At 73.3% G+C, this 18,748-nt stretch carries 14 protein-coding genes; 6 read left to right on the forward strand and 8 right to left on the reverse strand.

Translation table 11 applies throughout. The features are described 5' to 3' along the window. Positions 1-11: 11 nt before the first annotated feature. A complete protein-coding gene (locus ACZ7LU_RS04930; RefSeq protein WP_471915715.1) occupies positions 12-1,541 on the reverse strand; it encodes a glycoside hydrolase family 3 protein in 1,530 nt (509 codons plus the stop codon). A 257-nt stretch (positions 1,542-1,798) separates the two neighbouring features. Between ACZ7LU_RS04930 and ACZ7LU_RS04935 the strand changes: the two genes are divergently transcribed. Next, complete coding sequence (locus tag ACZ7LU_RS04935; protein ID WP_471915716.1) at positions 1,799-2,800, forward strand: zinc-dependent alcohol dehydrogenase; 1,002 nt, start codon at positions 1,799-1,801, stop codon at positions 2,798-2,800. Between the two features lie 19 nt (positions 2,801-2,819). Beyond that, complete coding sequence (locus tag ACZ7LU_RS04940; RefSeq protein WP_471915717.1) at positions 2,820-3,764, forward strand: Gfo/Idh/MocA family protein; 945 nt, start codon at positions 2,820-2,822, stop codon at positions 3,762-3,764. A 6-nt stretch (positions 3,765-3,770) separates the two neighbouring features. On the opposite strand, the gene ACZ7LU_RS04945 is transcribed toward ACZ7LU_RS04940, so the two are convergent. The 6 genes from ACZ7LU_RS04945 to ACZ7LU_RS04970 all read right to left on the reverse strand — a co-directional run bounded on the left by ACZ7LU_RS04945 (position 3,771) and on the right by ACZ7LU_RS04970 (position 11,213). Then, positions 3,771-4,631, reverse strand: a complete 861-nt coding sequence (locus ACZ7LU_RS04945) for a phytanoyl-CoA dioxygenase family protein (protein WP_471915718.1) — start codon at positions 4,629-4,631, stop codon at positions 3,771-3,773. Between the two features lie 48 nt (positions 4,632-4,679). After that, positions 4,680-5,807 carry an acyl-CoA synthetase family protein gene (locus ACZ7LU_RS04950; protein ID WP_471915719.1) on the reverse strand — a complete coding sequence of 376 codons (1,128 nt, stop codon included), beginning with the start codon at positions 5,805-5,807 and terminating at the stop codon, positions 4,680-4,682. Continuing rightward, positions 5,804-6,991 carry a hypothetical protein gene (locus ACZ7LU_RS04955; RefSeq protein WP_471915720.1) on the reverse strand — a complete coding sequence of 396 codons (1,188 nt, stop codon included), beginning with the start codon at positions 6,989-6,991 and terminating at the stop codon, positions 5,804-5,806. The genes ACZ7LU_RS04950 and ACZ7LU_RS04955 overlap by 4 nt, the downstream gene beginning before the upstream one ends. Next, on the reverse strand, positions 6,988-9,141 hold the full coding sequence (locus ACZ7LU_RS04960) for a DegT/DnrJ/EryC1/StrS family aminotransferase (RefSeq protein WP_471915721.1): 2,154 nt from the start codon (positions 9,139-9,141) through the stop codon (positions 6,988-6,990). The genes ACZ7LU_RS04955 and ACZ7LU_RS04960 overlap by 4 nt, the downstream gene beginning before the upstream one ends. A gap of 9 nt (positions 9,142-9,150) precedes the next feature. Continuing rightward, a complete protein-coding gene (locus ACZ7LU_RS04965) occupies positions 9,151-10,356 on the reverse strand; it encodes a radical SAM protein (RefSeq protein ID WP_471915722.1) in 1,206 nt (401 codons plus the stop codon). A 140-nt stretch (positions 10,357-10,496) separates the two neighbouring features. Continuing rightward, a complete protein-coding gene (locus ACZ7LU_RS04970; protein ID WP_471915723.1) occupies positions 10,497-11,213 on the reverse strand; it encodes a Clp protease N-terminal domain-containing protein in 717 nt (238 codons plus the stop codon). Between the two features lie 657 nt (positions 11,214-11,870). Here ACZ7LU_RS04970 and ACZ7LU_RS04975 point away from each other — a divergent pair. Both ACZ7LU_RS04975 and ACZ7LU_RS04980 read left to right on the forward strand, forming a co-directional pair. Continuing rightward, positions 11,871-13,217: an ATP-grasp domain-containing protein gene (locus ACZ7LU_RS04975; RefSeq protein ID WP_471915724.1), complete on the forward strand. Its 1,347-nt coding sequence runs from the start codon at positions 11,871-11,873 to the stop codon at positions 13,215-13,217. A 40-nt stretch (positions 13,218-13,257) separates the two neighbouring features. Beyond that, a complete protein-coding gene (locus ACZ7LU_RS04980; protein ID WP_471915725.1) occupies positions 13,258-14,289 on the forward strand; it encodes a diiron oxygenase in 1,032 nt (343 codons plus the stop codon). On the opposite strand, the gene ACZ7LU_RS04985 is transcribed toward ACZ7LU_RS04980, so the two are convergent. Beyond that, entirely contained in the window at positions 14,262-17,048 is a 2,787-nt protein-coding gene (locus ACZ7LU_RS04985; protein WP_471915726.1) for a helix-turn-helix transcriptional regulator, read from the reverse strand. The two genes, ACZ7LU_RS04980 and ACZ7LU_RS04985, sit on opposite strands and share 28 nt — an antisense overlap. A gap of 112 nt (positions 17,049-17,160) precedes the next feature. Between ACZ7LU_RS04985 and ACZ7LU_RS04990 the strand changes: the two genes are divergently transcribed. Together ACZ7LU_RS04990 and ACZ7LU_RS04995 are read left to right on the forward strand one after the other, a co-directional pair. Next, positions 17,161-18,237 (forward strand): NAD(P)H-dependent amine dehydrogenase family protein, encoded by a 1,077-nt coding sequence (locus ACZ7LU_RS04990; RefSeq protein ID WP_471915727.1) that lies wholly within the window; start codon positions 17,161-17,163, stop codon positions 18,235-18,237. A 69-nt stretch (positions 18,238-18,306) separates the two neighbouring features. Beyond that, positions 18,307-18,732 (forward strand): carboxymuconolactone decarboxylase family protein, encoded by a 426-nt coding sequence (locus ACZ7LU_RS04995; protein ID WP_398299989.1) that lies wholly within the window; start codon positions 18,307-18,309, stop codon positions 18,730-18,732. Positions 18,733-18,748: the final 16 nt, after the last annotated feature.

The raw sequence follows: 18,748 nt of genomic DNA on the forward strand, positions 1-18,748 counted from the left end.
GGGGCGGCGGGTCAGCCCGCCGCCCCCGCGAGCAGCTCCGCCGCCGCGATGCCCGAGACGCGGGTCGCGCCATGGGTGATCAGGTGGGTGGCGCCGAGCGCGTCGCCCGAGGGGACGCCCATCTCGACGACCAGGGCGTCGGGGCGGCTGCGCAGGATGCGGTTGAGGGTGTCGGTCATCCAGCGGTGGCGGGCCGCGTCGCGGACCACGACGACCAGGGCCCGGCCCTGCGCCGGGGCCAGCACATCGCGGTCCACCACGTCGACGGAGTACGACAGTTCGGGCTCCGTCAGGCGTACGGATGTCGTGCCGGGGCGCAGGTCGCGCAGCGGCACCGCGACGCCCCACGGGGTGTGGCCGTCGACGGCGAGGTTCATCGTGGGGGAGAGCTCCACGACGTGCGGGACCCCGGTGACGGGGAGCGCCGCGTTCGCCGTGCCGACGCGGTGGTGCACCCGTACCGCGCGGCGGGCCGCGACCAGGCCGATGGCGCCGATTTCGGAGGGTTTCGGGGCGCGCCCCACGGCCCGGGACCGCTCGCCGGACCAGGCGGCGAACTCCCGTACGCGCGTACTCGCCTCGGCGAGGCGAGCCTCCGGCAGCGTGCCGTCCAGCACGGCCTTCACCAGAGCCGTGGAGAGCAGGTCGAACGTGGACTCGTCGGCGCTCTCGCCGCCCACGCACACCGCGTCCACGCCGCCGGCCACCGCCTTCACGGTCGCGCCGTCGATGCCGTAGCGGTCGGTGACCGCTCCCATCTCGATGCCGTCGGTGACCACGAGGCCGTCGAAGTGCAGGTCGCCGCGGAGCAGTTCCACCAGGATGCGGTGGCTGAGGGTCGCGGGCAGGTCCGGGTCGTAGGCGGGCGCGAGCAGGTGCGCGGTCATCACGGCGCGCACGCCCGCCTCCATCGCCGCGATGAACGGCGGCAGCGCGGTGAGCGCGATCTCCTCCGCGGAGCCCTTCACCTGGGGCAGGCCGTAGTGCGAGTCGACGACCGTGTCGCCGTGGCCGGGGAAGTGCTTGGCGCAGGCGGCGACGCCGGCCTCCTGAAGGCCGCGGATCCAGGCGGCCGTGTGGCGGGAGACGACGTCGGTGCGGGAGCCGAAGGAGCGTACGCCGATCACCGGGTTGAGCGGGTTGGAGTTCACGTCGGCGCTGGGCGCGAAGTTGAGGGAGACGCCCGCCGCGTGCAGGTCGCGGCCGATGTCGTGGGCGACACGCTCGGTCAGGTCGATGTCGTCGACGGCGCCGAGAGCCAGGTTTCCGGGGCGGGACGAACCGGTCCACGCCTCCAGGCGCGTCACGTCGCCCGCCTCCTCGTCGATGGCGACGATGAGGTCGGGGTTCTCCGCGCGCAGCGCCGAGGTGAGCCGCGCGACCTGCTCGGGCGTCTCGATGTTCCGCGCGAACAGCACGACGGAGCCCAGGCCCTCGGAGATCCTGCGGCGCACCCAGTCGGGGGCCGTGGTGCCCTCGAAGCCGGGCTGCAGCACGGAGTGGGCGAGGTGCTCCAGAGTCGGGTCACTGCTCGGTGCCATGGCGCGACCTCCGAAGTTGCGGGGTACGTACGGGAGACGTACGGGGCACAGGGTGTGCGGGGTGCACGGGGGGAGCGGGTGTGCGGCGGGGCTGCTGCTGATTGGTCCAGGCCAATCGGATAGTGGATATTGGCTCGTACCAAACAGGGCTGTCAAGGAGTCGGAACAGGTCGAGGCGGGCGAATCCACCCTCCCGGCGGCAGAGTTGGGGAATCCTTGGGACTTCCGCAGATCGCATCCGCTGAGGGGAGAGGGCCATGCGCAGGTACGAACTCGTCGGCAGGCGCGACATCAGGCTGGTCACCGATGTCGCGGTGCCGGAACCCGGACCGTCCGAGGTCCTCGTCCGCGTCCGGGCCTGCACGGTCTGCAACCGCAGCGACCTCGCCTACTTCCACTACTACGGCCTGCGCGAGCACTGCTCCCAGGGGTGTTTCGGCCACGAGATCGCCGGAGTCGTCGAGGCGTGCGGCGCGGGCGTACGGCGTGTCGTGCCCGGGCAGCGGGTCTTCGTGCGGACCCCGCTCACCACCGGGTACGCCGACTACGCGCTGGCCCGCGAGATCTCCGTGGGCGCGCTGCCCGACGACGTGCCCTTCGAACAGGGCGCGATCCTCCAGCTCCTGCCGCTGGCCGTGCACGCCACCCGCGGCATCAGGCTCGGCGACCGCGTCGCGATCGTCGGCCAGGGACCCGTCGGACAGCTGGCGCTGCGGGTCGCGCTGGCGCGCGGCGCCGCCGAGGTCGTCGCCGTCGACCTCGACGACTGGCGCCTCGAACGGTCCACCGCCGCGGGCGCCGACGACGTGCGCCGCGTGGACGGCAGCGCGGAACAACTGGCCTCCGTCGGCGCGGACTTCGATGTGGCCGTCGACGCCGTCGGCACCCCCACGACCCTCAACGCCTGCGTACGTCTCGTACGGCAGAACGGCCTCGTCGTCCTCCTCGGCACGCACCACGTCGACACGCACGTCACCGTCGACCTGATCACCTGGGAGCGCAAGGGACTGCGCGTGCACAGCTCCGCGGAGCCGCTGGACACCGCGCGCGCCGAGGCGCTCGCCACCGCCGAACGACTCGCCCACCGCCGCACCGACTCCCTGCGCCTGCCCGACCTCCACACGCACACCTATCCCCTCGACGAGCTCCCCAAGGCCCTGGAACAGCTCTCCGCCAGCCGCTCCCTCTACCCGGACGCCCAGCAGGCCCCCTACGACGGCCCGCCGCCCGAGACCCTGAAGGTGGCGATCGTCCCCTGAACGGCCGACGGACAAGCGCATGAGGTGGGGCATCGCCGGATACGGCGACGTCGTGACGCGCCGCGTGCTGCCCGCCCTGCACGCGCTCGGTGAGGAACCGGTGGCCCTCTGGGGCCGCGACCCGCACCGCGCCGCGCGCACCGCCGAGCGGTACGGGATCGCAAGGTCCGGCGCGGCACCTGACCTCCTCCTGTCCGGCGTCGACGCCGTGTACGTCGCCACCCCCGTCGTCCTCCATGTGCCGGTCGCGCAGGCCGTGTTGGACGCGGGGCTGCCCGTGCTGATCGAGAAGCCGCTCGCGGGCGGCCTCGGCACCGGAGGGACACTCGACACGGCGGGGCGATGTGCGGGCGTCGCCTATTACCGAAGGCTCGCGCCCGCCGTGCGGCGGCTGCGCGAGGAGCTCGGCGGGTGGACACCCGAGCGCATCGAGGTGCGCTTCCGCAGCGCCTTCGAACCGGGGCCCGACGATCCGATGCGCTGGCGCACCGACCCCGCCGTGTCCGGCGGCGGGGTCCTCGCCGACGCCGGGAGCCACCGGATCGATCTGCTGCTCCACCTGTTCGGACGGCCGGACGAGGTGGCCGCCCGGCTCGGCCGCCGCTACCCGCGCGGCGCGGAGCGGCAGGCCCGGCTCGTCCTGCGCTGGCGGTCCGGATTCCGGGCGCACTGCCTCGTGGAGTGGGGTGACGGCCCGCCCGTGGACCGCATCCGGCTCAGCGGCGGCGGACGCACCGTGACGCTCGACCCGCTCGACTCCGGCCACCTCGAAGGAACCCCCGGGACACCTCTCCTGCTGCCCCCGGCGCCCAACCCCCACCAGCCGCTGCTCGCCGACTTCATGGCCGCCGTGGCGACCGGCACCACTCCGGTCTGCCCGGTCGCCGAGGCCCGCCTCGTCGACGAGGTGATCGTCGCGGCGGAACGGTCGGACGCGGCGGGAGGGCGGGCCGTCAGGCTCTGAAGGGGCTCACGCCCCGTCGTCCGCCGACCAGGGGCGGAGCCAGCGCGGGTCGGGAGTGTCGCCGGAGCGTACGAAACGGGTGTCGACGGAGAGACGCATGGCGTCCGTCGTCGTGTCCAGGGACGCGTGGATGATGCGGGGCAGGTGCACCATGACGTCGCCCGCCGCGAAGTCGGCGCACAGCCAGCGCCGGCCGAGCGTGCGGGCGGTCAGCTCCAGGTCGTGGCAGATCTGCCGGCGGTCGCCGGGCCGGTCGGTGACGTCGCGCAGCGGCGCGTACTCCTCGGGCGGCAGCCGGTGGGAGCCCTCCAGGTACACCAGGGCGCCGGTGCGCGGAGGGCAGTCACCGACCGGGATCCAGAAGGTGACGACGCGCGGGGAGCCCTTGTCCATGTAGTCGAAGTCGACGTGCGCGCGGGAGGCGCGCCGTGTGCCCCGGTGGAAGTGGCGCAGGATGCGGCGCGGCAGCATCACAGCGTCGGCGCCCAGGAGTTGGGCGGCGAGGGTGGAGAGGACGGGGTCGGCGACGAAGCGGTCGAAGTGAGGAGAGCGTACGAACGCGTACGCCGGGTGCCCCGCCACCCCGTACTCCGGAACGCCTTCGGGCACCCGCCCGGAGAACACCCCGTCCTCCGCTCCCGTGCCCGGCGCCAGCAGGCCCGGCGGGAAGAGCGAGAAGTACGCGCCCCGCAGCCGCAGCACCTCCGCACGGTCGAGCAGGCCCGGCAGATACAGATAACCGTCCGCGTGCAGCCGTTCCCGCAGCGCGCCGGGGTCTCTCGGCGCCAGCAGGTCGGCGCTGGGCCGCAGCGGGCCGAAGAGCTCCGGCGTGCAGGGTATGGGTACGCCGTTCGACGACAGGTTCACGATGTGTGGCCCTCGATCCATCGGTCGGTGGACCGGCCGGCGGACCGGTCAGTAGACGCCTTCCACCGCCTCCTCGGCGGCCCCGGACTCGCGGAAGGGCCGCACGGCGGCGACCCCGTCCCAGGGGAACCACGGGTGCGGCCCGGTCCTGACCGCGCTGTCCCGCTCCAGGAGGTTGGGCAGGAACAGGTCCTCCAGAAGGGTTGTGGCCCGCACGCGGCCCCGCTGCCCGACCGCGACCTCGCGCCACGGGTCGGCCGGGTCGACGACCGTCAACACGGCGAAGGGCGGCGGCAGATGGTAGGAGTGGCCGGTGCCGCCCGGCACGTCCGGTGCGCCCGCCACCGTGCCCGCCGCCGCGTCGGCCTGGAGCGCGTGGCCGACGAGTGTGTTGCCGTAGGTGTCGATCCACTGCACGCCCGGCAGATGCTCCTCGCGCAGGAACTCGGCCTCGGCGGCGCTGCACGAGGTGCCCCCGGTGCACACGGCACGGATGCCGTACGTGTGCAGGGGGCGGGGCAGCCGCATCGCGAGCTCGACGAGCAGCCGCGAGGTCGTGAAGAGCAGCGCGGGGCGTTCGGCGGCCAGCAGGACGAGGGTCTGGTCGATCAGGTGCGCGGTGTAGGCGCCGGCCTCGCCGCCTGACCGCAGGGCGGCCTTCACCCAGCGCGGATCGAAGTCGATGGCGTGCACGGCACCCCGCCAGCTGTCGGCCAGGCCCTCCACGAAGTGCCCGTACGCGTGCGGCCCACTCGGCGTCATCGCGAGCACGTCGCCGCCGGCCACGCCGCGCGCCTCGAGGACCGTGCGGTAGATCTCCACGTCGTACGCGAGGCGCGTGACGTTGACGACCCGGCAGGGAGCGCCCGTGCTGCCACCGGTCTCGAAGACCCGGAAGGGCCGGTCGCGGTAGCCGCGGGGCCGCAGGTCGCGGGCGTGCGCGACGCGCAGCTCGGCCTTGTCGAAGAGGCCGAAGCGCGTCAGGTCGGCGAAGCCGCCGATGTCCTCGACCGGGTCGAAGCCGAGCCTGCCGCGCCGCGCGACCCAGAAGGGGCTGCCGGTCTCCGGGTCGAAGTGCCAGCGCATCATGCGGCGCGTCCATGTGTCGAGGTCCACGCCGAGCTCGGGGACGCGTTCGCGCAGCGTGTCGGACAGGGTGCCGGAGACGGTGGTCATACGGGGCCTCGCTTCACCGGGCGGTACACGAAGAGGGAGGCGGCGGTGATGGCCCGCGCGGCCTCGGGGGAGGCGCTCAGGACGGCGGCGGAGGGGAAGGGGACCTCGTGGCCGATCAGAGGATGAGAAGGAGTGCTGTGCGTGAAGTGGCCCGCGAGCAGGGTGAGATGGGGCAGCACGTACACGTCGTTCGCCGCGCTCGTCAGTACGGGCGGCCGGCGGGTCAGGACGCGGTCGCCGGGGTGGAGGCGGTCGCGGACGGTGCGGGCCGCGTGTTCCGCGGCGCCCGGTTCGCGGAAGGCGGTCAGGGGCCACGCGCCGTCCGGGGGCAGGGCGTCGAGGGCGGCGGCCAGCGCTGCGGCCAGTTGTTCCGCCGCGTCGGGCTCCTCGCATACGACGGTGCGTACGTTGCTGCAGAACCGCCCGGAGTCCGCCGCCACCAAGGGCAGCAGCCATGCCACCGCCTCGTCGGTCGGCATGCCCGGCGGCACCAGCGCGCAGCCCCGGCCGGGGCCGTGCAGGGTGAGGGCGGGGGAGGCGCGGAGCGTCGCGGCGAGTCCGGCGCCGCCGTAGACGACGTGCCGGTCCGTGAGCCGCACAAGGCCCGGCAGGGCACGCTGTTCGGCGGGGTACAGGCCGACGCGGGCCGGGGGCCACCCCGCTGCGAGCAGCGCGGCGACGAACCGGGCCGCGGAGAACGGTTCGCGTCGGCTCGGCCGCAGCCACACGCCCGCCGAGCGCTCGGCCTGGTCGCAGACCGACTCCAGACAGGTGAAGGTGTTGCCCGGCAGCGCGACGAGGGCCAGCCGCCCGTCGGGGCCGGCGGATGGGTCACCGTGCTTCAGGAAGCCGTCCCGCAGCATCGCGCACCACCGGTCGACCAGCGGCCCCGGCAGCCCCGCACTCTCCCACAGCGCCGCGCGGAAGTCCCCGGCGCTCTGCTCGCCGAGGCCTCCCACCGAGACGGCGCCGTGGTCGAACAACTCAAGTGCTTCAAGCAGGAGTTGGCGGCGTCCGGTGAGGCTGGGCAGGCCGGGCAGGGTGCTGTCCCACCAACGCCGGTCCGCGTCGGCGACGATCTCCGGGACCAGCGCCAGCTCCCGCCCCCCGGGGCCGGGCAGAGGAGCCCGGTCCAGGGACGTCCGCCACGCGCCCCGGCGGAACGCGGAGAGCACGGCGGTCACGGCAGCTCGCTGCGGAGTGCGGCGACCACCCGTAACTGCTCGGCCTCCGTGAGGGACGGGTACAACGGCAGGGCGATGTGGTGCCGCGCGAACCAGCGGGCCCGCTGGAAAGGGCCGTCCGCTGCGTCCTGGCGGCGCTGCGGGGCGAACTGCGGGTGGTCGCACAGCAGATGGTCGTAGACCTCACCGGCCAGGGACACGCCGTGCCGCTCCCGGAGCCGTTTCTTCAGGAGCGGGCGGTCCAGCGGTGCGTCGGGGTGCAGGTAGGCGAGGTACTTGTAGTAGTTGCTGCCCGCCGCCGCGGGCACGGCGTGCGGCCGGACGCCGGGCACGTCGGCGAGCAGCGCGTCGTACCGGGCGGCGAGCGTGCGGCGTGCGGCGAGGGTGCGGGAGAAGCGCTCCAGGTCCACCGTGCCGACGGCGGCGTGCAGTTCGCTCAGCCGCCAGTTGCCGCCGGGGCGGTCGTGCAGCGTGGAGCCCTGCGCGCTCTTTCCGTGGTCGCGCCAGCGCCGCACCTGCTCCAGGTCGGCCGCCGACGCGGCGGACAGCAGCCCGCCCTCGCCGCTGATCGCGACCTTCGTGGGGAAGAAGGAGAAGGCGCCGAACCGGCCGAAGCCACCGGCAGGGCGCCGGCCGAGCGTGGCTCCGAAGGCGTGCGCGGCGTCCTCCACGACCGGGATGCCGCGCTGCTCGCACTGTGCGAGCAGCGCGTCGAGCGAGGGGGCGACGATGCCGCCGATGTGCACCGGCAGGACGGCGGCGGTGTCGGGGTGCCGGTCCAGGGCGGCGCGCAGGGAGTCCGGGTCCATGCCGAGGCCGTCGAGCTCGATGTCGACGAAGCGCACGGCCGCACCGGCGCGCACGGCGGCGGCCGCCGTCGCGAAGAACGTGTTGACCGGCACGAGCACCGTGCGGCCCGCCACACCGATGACGCGCAGCGCGATCTCCAGGGCCGCAGAACCGGACGCGACCGCCGCCGTGTCGCGGCCGGTCCAGGGGCGGGCGAGCGCCTCGAAGCGGGCCACCTGCGGGCCCTGCGTGAGGATGCCCGAGGCGAGCGCGGTGTCGACGCGGTCGAGCACGGTACGCCGCTCGGACACCTCGAAGTGGATGCGCTGGGCCGGTACGGCGGGACCCACGGATGCGGGCTCGGTGAGCGTGCGGGTGAAGAAGTCAGCGGCGTGGCCGACGTGTGTGCCGTGCCCCATGGGTAGCCCGTGGACCTCCACCTCGGCCCCGGCAGCCTGGTACGCCTCCTGGACCGTGTCCGCCGCCGCCCGCGCGTCGGCGGGTTCCAGGTAGGAGTCGGCCGTGCCGTACTGGAGCTGGAGCGGCGCCGGGGCGAGGGCGCCGTACAGGTCGGGCAGGTCGGCGTACTCCAGGATGCCGGGCAGCACCGCCCCCTCATGGCCGGTCAACAGCCTTTCGTACAGGGCCCCATAGCTGCCGACGTGACTGGCCGCGCAGAGCGGGACGCCCGCGCGCCCGCTGAGCAGCGCGGTGTGGAGGGCGACGGCCGCGCCGAGACTGTGGCCGAACAGGCCGATGCGGCGCGGGTCGACGAGCGGATGCGCGGCGAGGACGTCGAGCGCGCCCAGGGCGTCGCCGGTGAGGGCGCCGAGCAGGGAGCGTCCTGTGAGGGCGAACGCATGGGCGAGCAGTGTCCCTTCGTCCCGGCCTGCCCGGCGCGCGGCGTCCATGGCGCCGCCGATGCCGTGGTCGAAGGAGAGCGTGACGAAACCGGCGTGCGCCAGCTGCTCGGCGACGTTGCGGTCGGGGTGGTCCGGCGGCACGTCGCCGGTGAGCTGGTCGAGGCGGGCGTTCTTGCCGCCGAGGACGAGGACGGCGGGACGGGGCGGGGCGGTCGGTGGGGTGTCCGGCGAGGCGTCCGGCGCGGCGTCCGCCGGTGCGAGGAGCGTGCCGTGGAAGGAGCCGCGTACGGGCGATTCGAGCAGGAGCCGCTCGCGTCGCAGACCGTCCCGCACGGAGACGGTCGTTTCGGTGGTGGTGAGCGGGGCGCGCTCGACGCGGGCCAGCCGCTCGACGACGGCCCGCACCCGGGCGGCCCGGGCCGCGTGGTCTTCGGTGCTCTTCGTGTGGCGCAGGGCGGGCTCGGCGGCGAGAAGCCCGCGGAGGTGGCGTAGCTGCATGCGGCCGGCTCAGACGAAGTCGCCGTGCAGGGTGCTCGGCACTTCCAGTGCGTAGGCGTCCAGCGCCTCGTCGAGTTTGATCTGGCCGCGCTTGAGGAGTTCAAGGAGTTCGTTCTGCGGGCGGTAGAAGCACGACTTGCACAGGTCGGTCCTGCGCGGGTTGGACGCCTCCCACTCGGCGCGCGGCCCGCCGTCCAGGACTTCCGCGTATCCCTGTTCGACGACATTGCCGATCAGATAGCGGCTGTTGAGATGCACCTGCGGGCACGGATAGAGATTTCCGTCGGCGCCGACGGCCGTGACGAAACGGCTGTAGTGGCAGCGCTCGAAGTCGCCCTCCACCTCTTCCACCTGGTCCATCGGACCGCGGTCCAGCTTCGGTACCGACACTTCGAAGGCGTCCGTGGAGAGTGCGGCGGCGTGGCGGAGGGATTCGGAGATCTCCGGCAGCACGGATTCGATGGTCTCGTGGCCGAGCGCGCTGTAGAACTCGGGCTCGAAACGCACGTAATGCGCGCCGGAGTCACGGGCGATGCGGGCCGCCTCCATGATCTCCCGGTAGTTCTGCAGGGTGATGACGTAGTTGAAGCCGATGCGGAAGTCCGGGGCGACGGCGTTCTCCCTGAGCCTGCCGACCGAGCCGATGAACTTCGAGAACGTCTGCTCGCGGTCCCGCGTGATGTCGTCGAAGGTGGCCTCCGTGCCGGCGTTCAGGCCGATGCGGACCCAGGTGTGCGTCTCGGCGACACAGTCGGCGACCTTCGGCCGGCCGAGGCGCGAGCCGTTGGTGATCAGCCCGATGCGCAGTCCGGCCGCGTGGCCGGCGCCGCAGATCTCCACGTACCCCGGGTGGATGGTGCACTCGCCGCTGCCGCAGAACGTCACGGCGCGCCCGTCGTTCGCGGCGAACTCGCGGAGCAGCGTGACCGCCTTGTCGGTGGCGATCGAATCCTTGAACGAGAACAGGTCGTAGAACTGCTCTTCGTTGGGCGAGTGGAAGTTGCAGAAATTGCACCGCATATTGCAGGCGCCCATGATGCCGATCCGCATGTGGACCGGCTTGATCTCCTCGCCCGCGACGAAGCGCCGCAGCAATTCGCCGTGGGCGAGGACCTTCTGCGGCGAATGCGCCTGGTCGAGACTGACGACGGGCAGTCCTTCTCGATTCCGGGGGGCCGCCATTCCGATGTCGCCGGTACCAGCAGTGCTGTCCACGAGCCCCCCACGCATGATCGATGTGCGGTGTGGTTCTTCGAGCGGTGCTGGGGACACTAGGGAGCCGGACAAAGGCTGTCAATGGGTCTAGACAACCCGCTGGTCGAGGGTGGAATCAGGGATGCCGGTCTCTGGAGAAGCTAGGGCGACTCGATGATCGTGGCCGTCACGGAGGCCTTCTCGATGCCGAGGCCCGAGAGCGGGCCGGAGCCGTCCTCGTGCTCCAGGAGGGCGAGCAACAGGTGCTCCGTGCCGACGTAGTTGTGCCCGAGCCGCAGGGCCTCGCGGAACGTCAGCTCCAGGACCTTGCGCGACGAGGCGTCGTACGGCACGAGGGCGGGCACTTCGGCGGCCGGTGCGGGCAGCGCCTCGGTGGCCGCGGTGCGCACGTCGTCCAGGGAGACGCCCTGTGCGGTGATCGCCCGGGCGCCCACCGCCTCCGGCTCGCTGAGCAGGCCGAGGAGCAGGTGCTCGGTGCGGACCTCGGCGTGCCCCGCGGTCTTGGCCTCCTCGTGCGCGGCCATCAGCGTCTTCTTGGCGCGCTCGGTGAAGCGGCTGAAGCCCTGGCTGGGGTCGAGGTCCGAAGCCTCCCCCTGCTTCTTGGGGACGAACCGCTTCTGGGCCGCCTGCCGGGTGACGCCCATGCTCCGGCCGATGTCGGTCCACGAAGCGCCGGAGCGCCGGGCCTGGTCCACGAAGTGGCCGATGAGGTGGTCGGCGATGTCGCCGAGGTGATCGGCGGCGATCACCGCGTCGGAGAGCTGGTCGAGGGCGTCCGTGTGGACCTTCTTGATGGCCTCGATGAGGTCGTCGAGGCGGACCGGCGGAGCTGGGGGGGTGCCGTCGGGAAGCGTCATGCGACAACCGTAGGTTGACGCTTTCGCGAGTGTCAACCCGCGGTTGTCACCCGTTGGTGCGCGGGCTGGGGTCGGGGTTTGGGCACGGGGCGGCCCGAGGAAAACCCTGGGTTCGGCCGTCGGCTGAAGTGGTTGAACGGCGGAACCAACGGTTCACGCGCCCCGCGTTCGAGGTCGTACGTCCCATCCGCCCCGCCCGCCCCGCGCTGCCCGGCCGCTCACCCCGGCCCCCGGCCCCGGACCCCAGGGTTTTCACGGTCGCCCCCGCCCGTGTACGGGTCCATGGTGTACCCACGGTCGCGGAACCGCGGCGGACCTGAAAACACCGAATCGGGGGGAAGAACCGGTGACCGGACGTACTACGGGGGTGTACGCACGGGTGGTCCGCCCAGGATCGGGGGAGCGACCGTCGCGAGGGCGGGGGACGGGGGTGCCCGACGGCACCCCCGCTCGGGTGCGGGACATCTTCAGGGCCGGGCGCACCGCACTGTCGCGGATACGGCTCCGGGGTGCCGGACGGCAGCGTGAAGTGCGCCTGGAATTTGTGCGGTTCGGCCCCGGCGGCCCGGTCGAGGACCGGGCCGCCTACGCCCTTGTCGGGGGCGCGGGCGTGGGCGCAGACGTCGGGCGAGGCGCGTGCCCGGCGGAGGAGGGTCGATGAGGCCCGCAGAAGAGGCCGCCGAGGAAACCGCCGGAGAGGCCCTGGCCACCGGGGTCGCCGGTGCGGCCGGAGCGGACCGGGCGGCCGGCACCGTCCTGGTGGTCGGCAGCGGCACCCAGGAGTACCGCGAGTACCTGCTGCGGTCGGCCGCGCTACGCACCGACCTCTGGCTGCTCGACGACACGGCCCCCACCTGGCAGGCCCCGCACCTCACCGGCTGGACCGAGGTCGACCCAGGTGACCCGCACTCCCTGATCCGCGCGGCCCGCGCGGTCGCCGACGTCCGGAAGGTGCGCGGCGTCCTCTGCCACGAGGAGGCGCTGATCCTGCCCGCGGCCCGGCTCGCCGAGGCCCTGGACGTGCCGGGGCCGTCCCTGACCGCCGTGCGCAACTGCCGCGACAAGCACCGCACCCGCGCCCTGCTGCGCGACGCCGGACTTCCGCAGCCCCGGCACGCCGTGGTCGCCGACCTCGCGGAGGCGGCCGCCGCGGCCGAGTGGATCGGCTACCCCGTGGTGGTCAAGCCCCGCGGCCTCGGCGCCGGCAGAGGCGTCGCGCTGGTCCGCTCGGCGGCCGAACTCCGGGAGCTGTTCGCCGAGGCGCAGGCGGCGCACTGGCCGGGCGTCCCGACGTACCGCGTGGGCATCCTCGTCGAGGAGTACCTGGACGGGCCCGAGATCAGCGTCGACGGCGTGGTCCACGCGGGCCGCTACACGCCTCTCTTCCTCGCCCGCAGGCTCTCCCGCAAGGAGGGCGCCCTCTCCCCGTACTTCGAGGAGACCGGCCACCTGGTGAGCGCCGACGATCCGCTCCTGGACGACCCGGCGCTGCGCTGGGTGCTCGGCAAGACCCACCGCGTGCTCGGCGTCAACGACACCATGACCCACACCCAAGTGCGCCTGACCGCACGGGGGTTCGTCGTCGTCGAGGTGAACGGACGGCTCGGCGGCGACCTCGTCCCGTACCTCGGTTTCCTGGCGACGGGCATCGACCCGGGCCTGGTGGCCGTGGACGTCGCCCGGCGCGTTCCGCCCCGCCTCACGCCCGCCCTGACCCGTACCGCCGGCATCAGGTTCCTCCACCCGCAGGAGCCCTGCCGGGTGGAACACGTGACCGTACCCGAGGCCGACGCGGCCAAGGGGCTGCTGCGGGCCGTGGCGCTCGCGGCGCCCGGCGACGAGCGCGGGCTGCCGCCTTTGGACCATCTCCAGCGGTACGCGTACGTCCTGTGCGAGGCTGGCACGCCCGCCGAATGTGCCGCCCGCCTGGACGCGGCGGCCGATCAAGTACGCCTGAAAGCACGTCCGTTGTCCGTGGCGCCCGACGAACGAGCCGCTTCTTGAGAACCGTGCGCTGTGAGAGAGAGCCGACATCAAAGAAGAGATGACGAACAGCGAGTCCGACACGGATGCCGAAGCGGAAACCGACACCGGCACAGGGACCGACATCGGCACCGACTGGTACGAGCGGTCAGGCGTGCGCAGTGGCCCCCACCGCACCGTGACGGGACCCCTGGACCCCGCCACCAGGCTCTTTCCGCCCCACCTCGTGCCGTACTGGAGCCACCCGCTGGTCCGCGACCTCCCCGACCGGCGCCGCCACGAACTCCTGGCCCGGCACCTCTACCAGTACCTGACGTTCACGGCCCACTTCGAGACCCGCGTCGTCAACCGCGCCACCGAGCGCATAGCGGACGGCCGCACCGGGCTCGCGCTGCCCGCCGCGGTGCGCCTGGACGCGTACCGCATCTACTGCGACGAGGGCTATCACGCCCTCTTCAGTCTCGACCTCGTCGAGCAGCTCGCCGAGGCGACCGGCATCCCGCCGCTGCCCTACGCCTTCGACCCGTTCCTGCGCCAGCTCGACGGCATCGGCTCGGAACTGCTGCCCGGGGAACCGCTGTTGGCGCAGCTGTTGCAGGTCGTCGTCTTCGAGACGCTCGTCACGCCGGCCCTGGACGAAGTGCCAGGGGACCGTGCGGTGCTGCCCGTCGTGCGCGACGTCGTCCGCGACCACGCGCGGGACGAGGACCACCACCACGTGTACTTCTCCCGCTTCTTCGAACGGCTGTGGGGCGACCTGCCGGTGCCGCTCAGGCGGCGCGCGGCACGCTGTCTGCCCGAGCTGATCGTCGCCGGGGTCGCGCCCGACCTGCGGCCGGTGGGTGCCGCGCTGACCGTGGCGGGTCTCCGCGCCGACGCCGTGCGGCAGGTCATCGCGGACAGCTACCGCACCCGGCGGAGCAAGGACGCGCTCCGGTCCGCCGCGGCCCGCACCGTCCGGCTCTTCCGGGACGCAGGGGTCCTCGAACTCCCGGGCGCCACCGAGGCGTTCGACGCGGCGGGCCTGCTCCCCGGCGCATCCGACCCGCCGACGGCACCGGGAGATCAGACCCCCGAGACCTCCGAGGCCTGAGCGAGCAGCCGGACCAGCTGTGCCCTGCGGTGCACCCCGTCGAGCTTGCGGTAGATGTTGCTCAGGTGGAACTCGACGGTCTTGACGCTCAGGAAGAGCCGCTCCGCCACCTCGTGGTTGGTCAGACCCCGGCCGACGACCAGCGCGACCTGCAGCTCCTGCGGTGTCAGCCGCTCCAACGGCGCCCGCTCGGGCCGCACTTCGGTGCCGCCCGCGGCGTGCAGCTCGGCCGCCACCCGCGCCGCCCACCCGGCCGCGCCGAGCCGCTCGAACGTGGCGAGCGCCCGCTCCAGGAGGCGCCGTGCCTCGCTGCGCCGGCCCTGCCTGCGCAGCTGCTCCCCCCACGCGAACTCGGTCCGCCCGCGCTCGAAGGGCACCGGGCGCTCCGAGAGCAGCGCCAGGGAGCGCCTCATGTGCCGTGACGCCGCCTCCGGATCGCCCGGTTCGAGCAGTCCGCGGCAGCGGGCCGCCGCCCCCGCGGTGACGGGACGGTGGCCGCGCCCCGCCTCGTACTCCAGGACGTCGAGGACCTCGCGCGCCTCCTCGGTCCTGTGCAGGTGGACGTACGCGTCCGCGAGGTCCGCCGCCCACGTCAGATACAGGCCGTCGCCCCGCCCGTGCCGCTGCGAGAAGGCCCGTACCTCCTCCAGGTGGTGCACGGCCTCCTCGAAACGGCCGAGGCCCAGCTCCAGGAGGCCGAGCCCGCCGAGCGCCCGTGCCGCGTCCATCTGCAGCTCGGTGGTTGCGGCCCACTCCATGGCCTGCGCCGCGTGCCGCCGGCAGTCCTCCTCGCGGTTCAGGACGGCCTCGGTCTTGACCAGGGCGGGGAGGCCGCGCGACACCTCGATCAGCTGGCCGCTGGCCTCGGCGAGCCGCACCGCCTCGTCGGCGTGGGCGAGCGACGTCGTCCAGCGGCCCCGCCAGAACTCGACGACCGACAGCGTGCACAGCAGGTGCGAGAGCAGCCCCACCGCGCTGGAGCTCCGCGCGGTGTACGCGGCCCGGTCCAGCATGTCGTGCGCCTCGTCGAGCTCCTCGGCGGCGAGGTGGCAGAGCCCGCCCACCCCGGCGAGCGGGTAGGGGAAGACGGGGTCCGGTGAAGCGAGGGGTTCCGCCAGCTCGCGCAGGAGCGCGCGGCCCGCCTCCGCGTCGCCGCCGAGCAGCAGCACGAGGGTGCGCAGGAGGCGTACGGGCAGCAGGGTCTCGTGCGCGGAGTCGGCGAGGGCCATCGCCGCGGCGGAGGTGGCGCGGGCCGCGGTGAGGTCGCCGACGGCGAGTTCGGTGAGCGCGATGCCGCCGAGCATGATCGCGGCGAGCGCCGGGTCGACCTTCTCCGCCTCGTCGGCGGCGGACCTGAGCAGCTCGCGCGAGCGGGTGGGGCGGCCGCGCTGCACGTCGAGGTAGCAGCGGAGCTGCCGGATGTCGAGCTGGGTGCCGAGCTGTTCGGCGTGCTCCAGGGCGCGGTCCAGGATCGTGGCCGCCTCGTTCAGCGACCCGGCCGCCTGGGAGGCGCGGGCCGCGCACAACAGCCGCTCCGCCTTGTGCTGCCCCGCCGGGGTGAAGCGCGCGGCCCGCTCGTACAGCCGTGAGGCCAGTGGATACGCGAGGGTGTCGGGCGCTCCGGAGGCGGCATTCTCCAACAGGGACGCCACGTGTTCGTCCGGCTCGGCGCCCGAGGCGGCCAGGTGCCAGGCGTACTGCTCCAGGGCGGGGGCGGTCGCTCCTTGCAGGGAGCGGGCGATGGCGTGGTGGGCGCGGCGCCTGCGCACGGGGGTCGCGCCGTGGTAGACCGCCGAGCGGACCAGCGGGTGCCGGAAGGCGTAGCCGTCGCGTTCCTCGACGACCAGGCCGGCTTCCTCGGCGGCCTCCAGCGATTCGTAACTGAGCCCGTGCGCCCGCAGGGCCGCCTCGGTGCCCGCGAGCGGCCGGGTGCCGAGGACGGCGAGCAGCAGCATGGCGTCCTGCGCCTCCTGGGGCAGCCGGGCCACGGCGCTGCCGAAGGTGTGGGCCAGCATCTCGCCGATGGGCAGGGGCGCTCCGGAGCCTTCGCCGTCGTCGTCCCCGGCGCCGCTGCCCGCGAGGAGGGCGGGGAGTTCGATGAGGGCGAGGGGGTTGCCGCGCGCCTCCGCGAGGAGCCGGGCCGCCTCCTGCTCGGTGAGTTCGGCGGTGCCCTCCTCGGCGATCAGGCGGTGCGCGGACTCGGGGTCGAGGCCGGTGAGGGTGAACGTCTCGACGGAGGCGAGCCGGGCCACGGCCTCCTCCGATTCGTCGCGTGCGGTGAACAGGACGACGACGCCCTCGCGGCCCAGCCTGCGGGTGGCGAAGGCGAGCGCGTCCAGGGAGTACGGGTCGAGCCAGTGCGCGTCGTCGACGGTGACGAGGACCGGGCCGTCCTCGGCGAGCGCGCCGAGCAGGCTGAGCGTCCCCGCGGCCACCGCGAACCGGTCCTGGGCGACGGCGGGCCCGAGGGCGAGCGCGCCGGTGAGTGCGGCGGCCTGCCGCTCCGGTATGCGGTCGAGGAAGTGCAGGACGGGCCGGAGGAGATCGGCGAGGCCCACGTAGGGCAGGTCGGACTCGACCTCGACGCCGCGGGTGCCGAGCCGCAGCAGGTCGTCGGCCTGCTCGGCGACGTAACCCACGAGGCTGGTCTTGCCGATGCCAGCTTCCCCGCGGATGAGCAGGGCGCTGCTCTCGCCCCCGCGTGCCTTGTCGATGAGAGCGAGAAGACGAGCACATTCCGCCGAACGCCCCAGGAGCATGCGTAAAGCGTACCGGCGGTACAAGACTTCGGAGAGGCGTGGAAGGGGACGTTTCTTTTCTTCTCGGGCCGCGCCTCTGTCAACCGCTGCCGCCCCTCGCTACCCTCCGCGCATGATTCCCACGGTGGTCTGGGGCCCCGGCAACGTCGGCCGTGCGGCCGTCCGCGCCGTCGAGGCCCACCCTGAGCTGACGCTCGCGGCGGTGCTCGTGCACAGCCCCGCGAAGGTGGGCCGCGACGCGGGCGAACTGGCAGGGCTCAAACGGGTGTTGGGTGTGCGGGCCACGGACGATGTGGAGGCGGTCCTCGCCGCCCGGCCGCGTGCCGTGGTGTACGCGGCCTCCGGCGATCTGCGCCCCGACGAGGCGCTCGCCGATGTCGTCAGAGCGGTGCGGGCCGGTGCCGTCGTCGTCACGCCCGCGCTGTACGCGCTCTACGACCGGCTCGGCGCACCGGCGGAGTTCAGGGATCCGGTGCTCGCGGCCGTCGCGGAGGGCGGCGGCTCGCTCTTCGTCTCCGGCGTCGACCCCGGCTGGGCCAACGACGTCCTGCCACTGCTGGTCAGCGGCCTCGGTTCCACCGTCGACGCGATCCGCTGCCAGGAGATCTTCGACTACGCGACGTACGACCAGGAGGACTCGGTCCGCCACCTGATCGGCATGGGGCATCCGATGGAGTACGAGCCGCCGATGCTCGCGCCCTCGGTCCCGACCATGGTGTGGGGCGGACAGATCAGGCTGATGGCCAGAGCACTGGACGTACAACTCGACGAGATACGTGAGACGTTGGAGCGCCGACCGCTCGACGAGGCAGTGCGTACGCGGACGATGGGGGAGTTCGCTGCGGGCACTCAGGGAGCCGTGCGCTTCGAGGTGCGGGGCATCGTCGAGGGCGAACCGCGCATCGTCATCGAGCACGTCACCCGCATCCACCCGTCCTGCGCGCCGGACTGGCCGGCCCCGCCCGACGGGGGCGACGGCGCCCACCGCGTGATCGTCGAGGGCCGGCCGCGCGTCGAGGTCACGGTCGAGGCCACCGACGAGGACGAGAACCGTTCGGCGGGCGGCAACGCCACGGCGGTGGGCCGCCTGGTGAACGCCATCGACTGGCTCGTGAACGCCGAACCGGGCCTCTACGACGCGCTCGACGTCCCGCTGCGCCCGGCAGCCGGCCGACTGGGAAGGAAGTGACCCGTGAGCGGACCCCTGCGCATCGACATCCCCGAGGGCCAGGACGCGATCCCTTACGTGTGGGGCGACATGGTGCCCGGTATCGGGCCGGCCGCGTCGAACTTCTCCCTCGCCGTGTACGCCCACACCACCCTGGGGCTACGGGAGTTCGAGGCCGCGCGCCTGCGCATCGCCCAGATCAACGGCTGTCTGTTCTGCCTGGACTGGCGCACCGAGCGCGACGGGCAGAAGGTCGAGGACGGCTTCGCCGACGCGGTGACCCAGTGGCGCACCACCGATGCCTTCGACGACCGCACGAGGCTGGCCGCGGAGTACGCCGAACGGTACGCCCTGGACCACCACCACCTCGACGACGCGTTCTGGGCGCGGATGACCGCGCACTACAGCCAGGCCGAGATCGTGGAGCTGAGCATGAGCATCGGGGCGTGGCTCGCCTTCGGCCGGCTCAATCACGTGCTCGGCCTCGACACGGTGTGCGTGCTGCCCAAGCCCTGATGACCCTTTGGGGGTT

Source organism: Streptomyces sp. NPDC039462 (assembly GCF_055639375.1).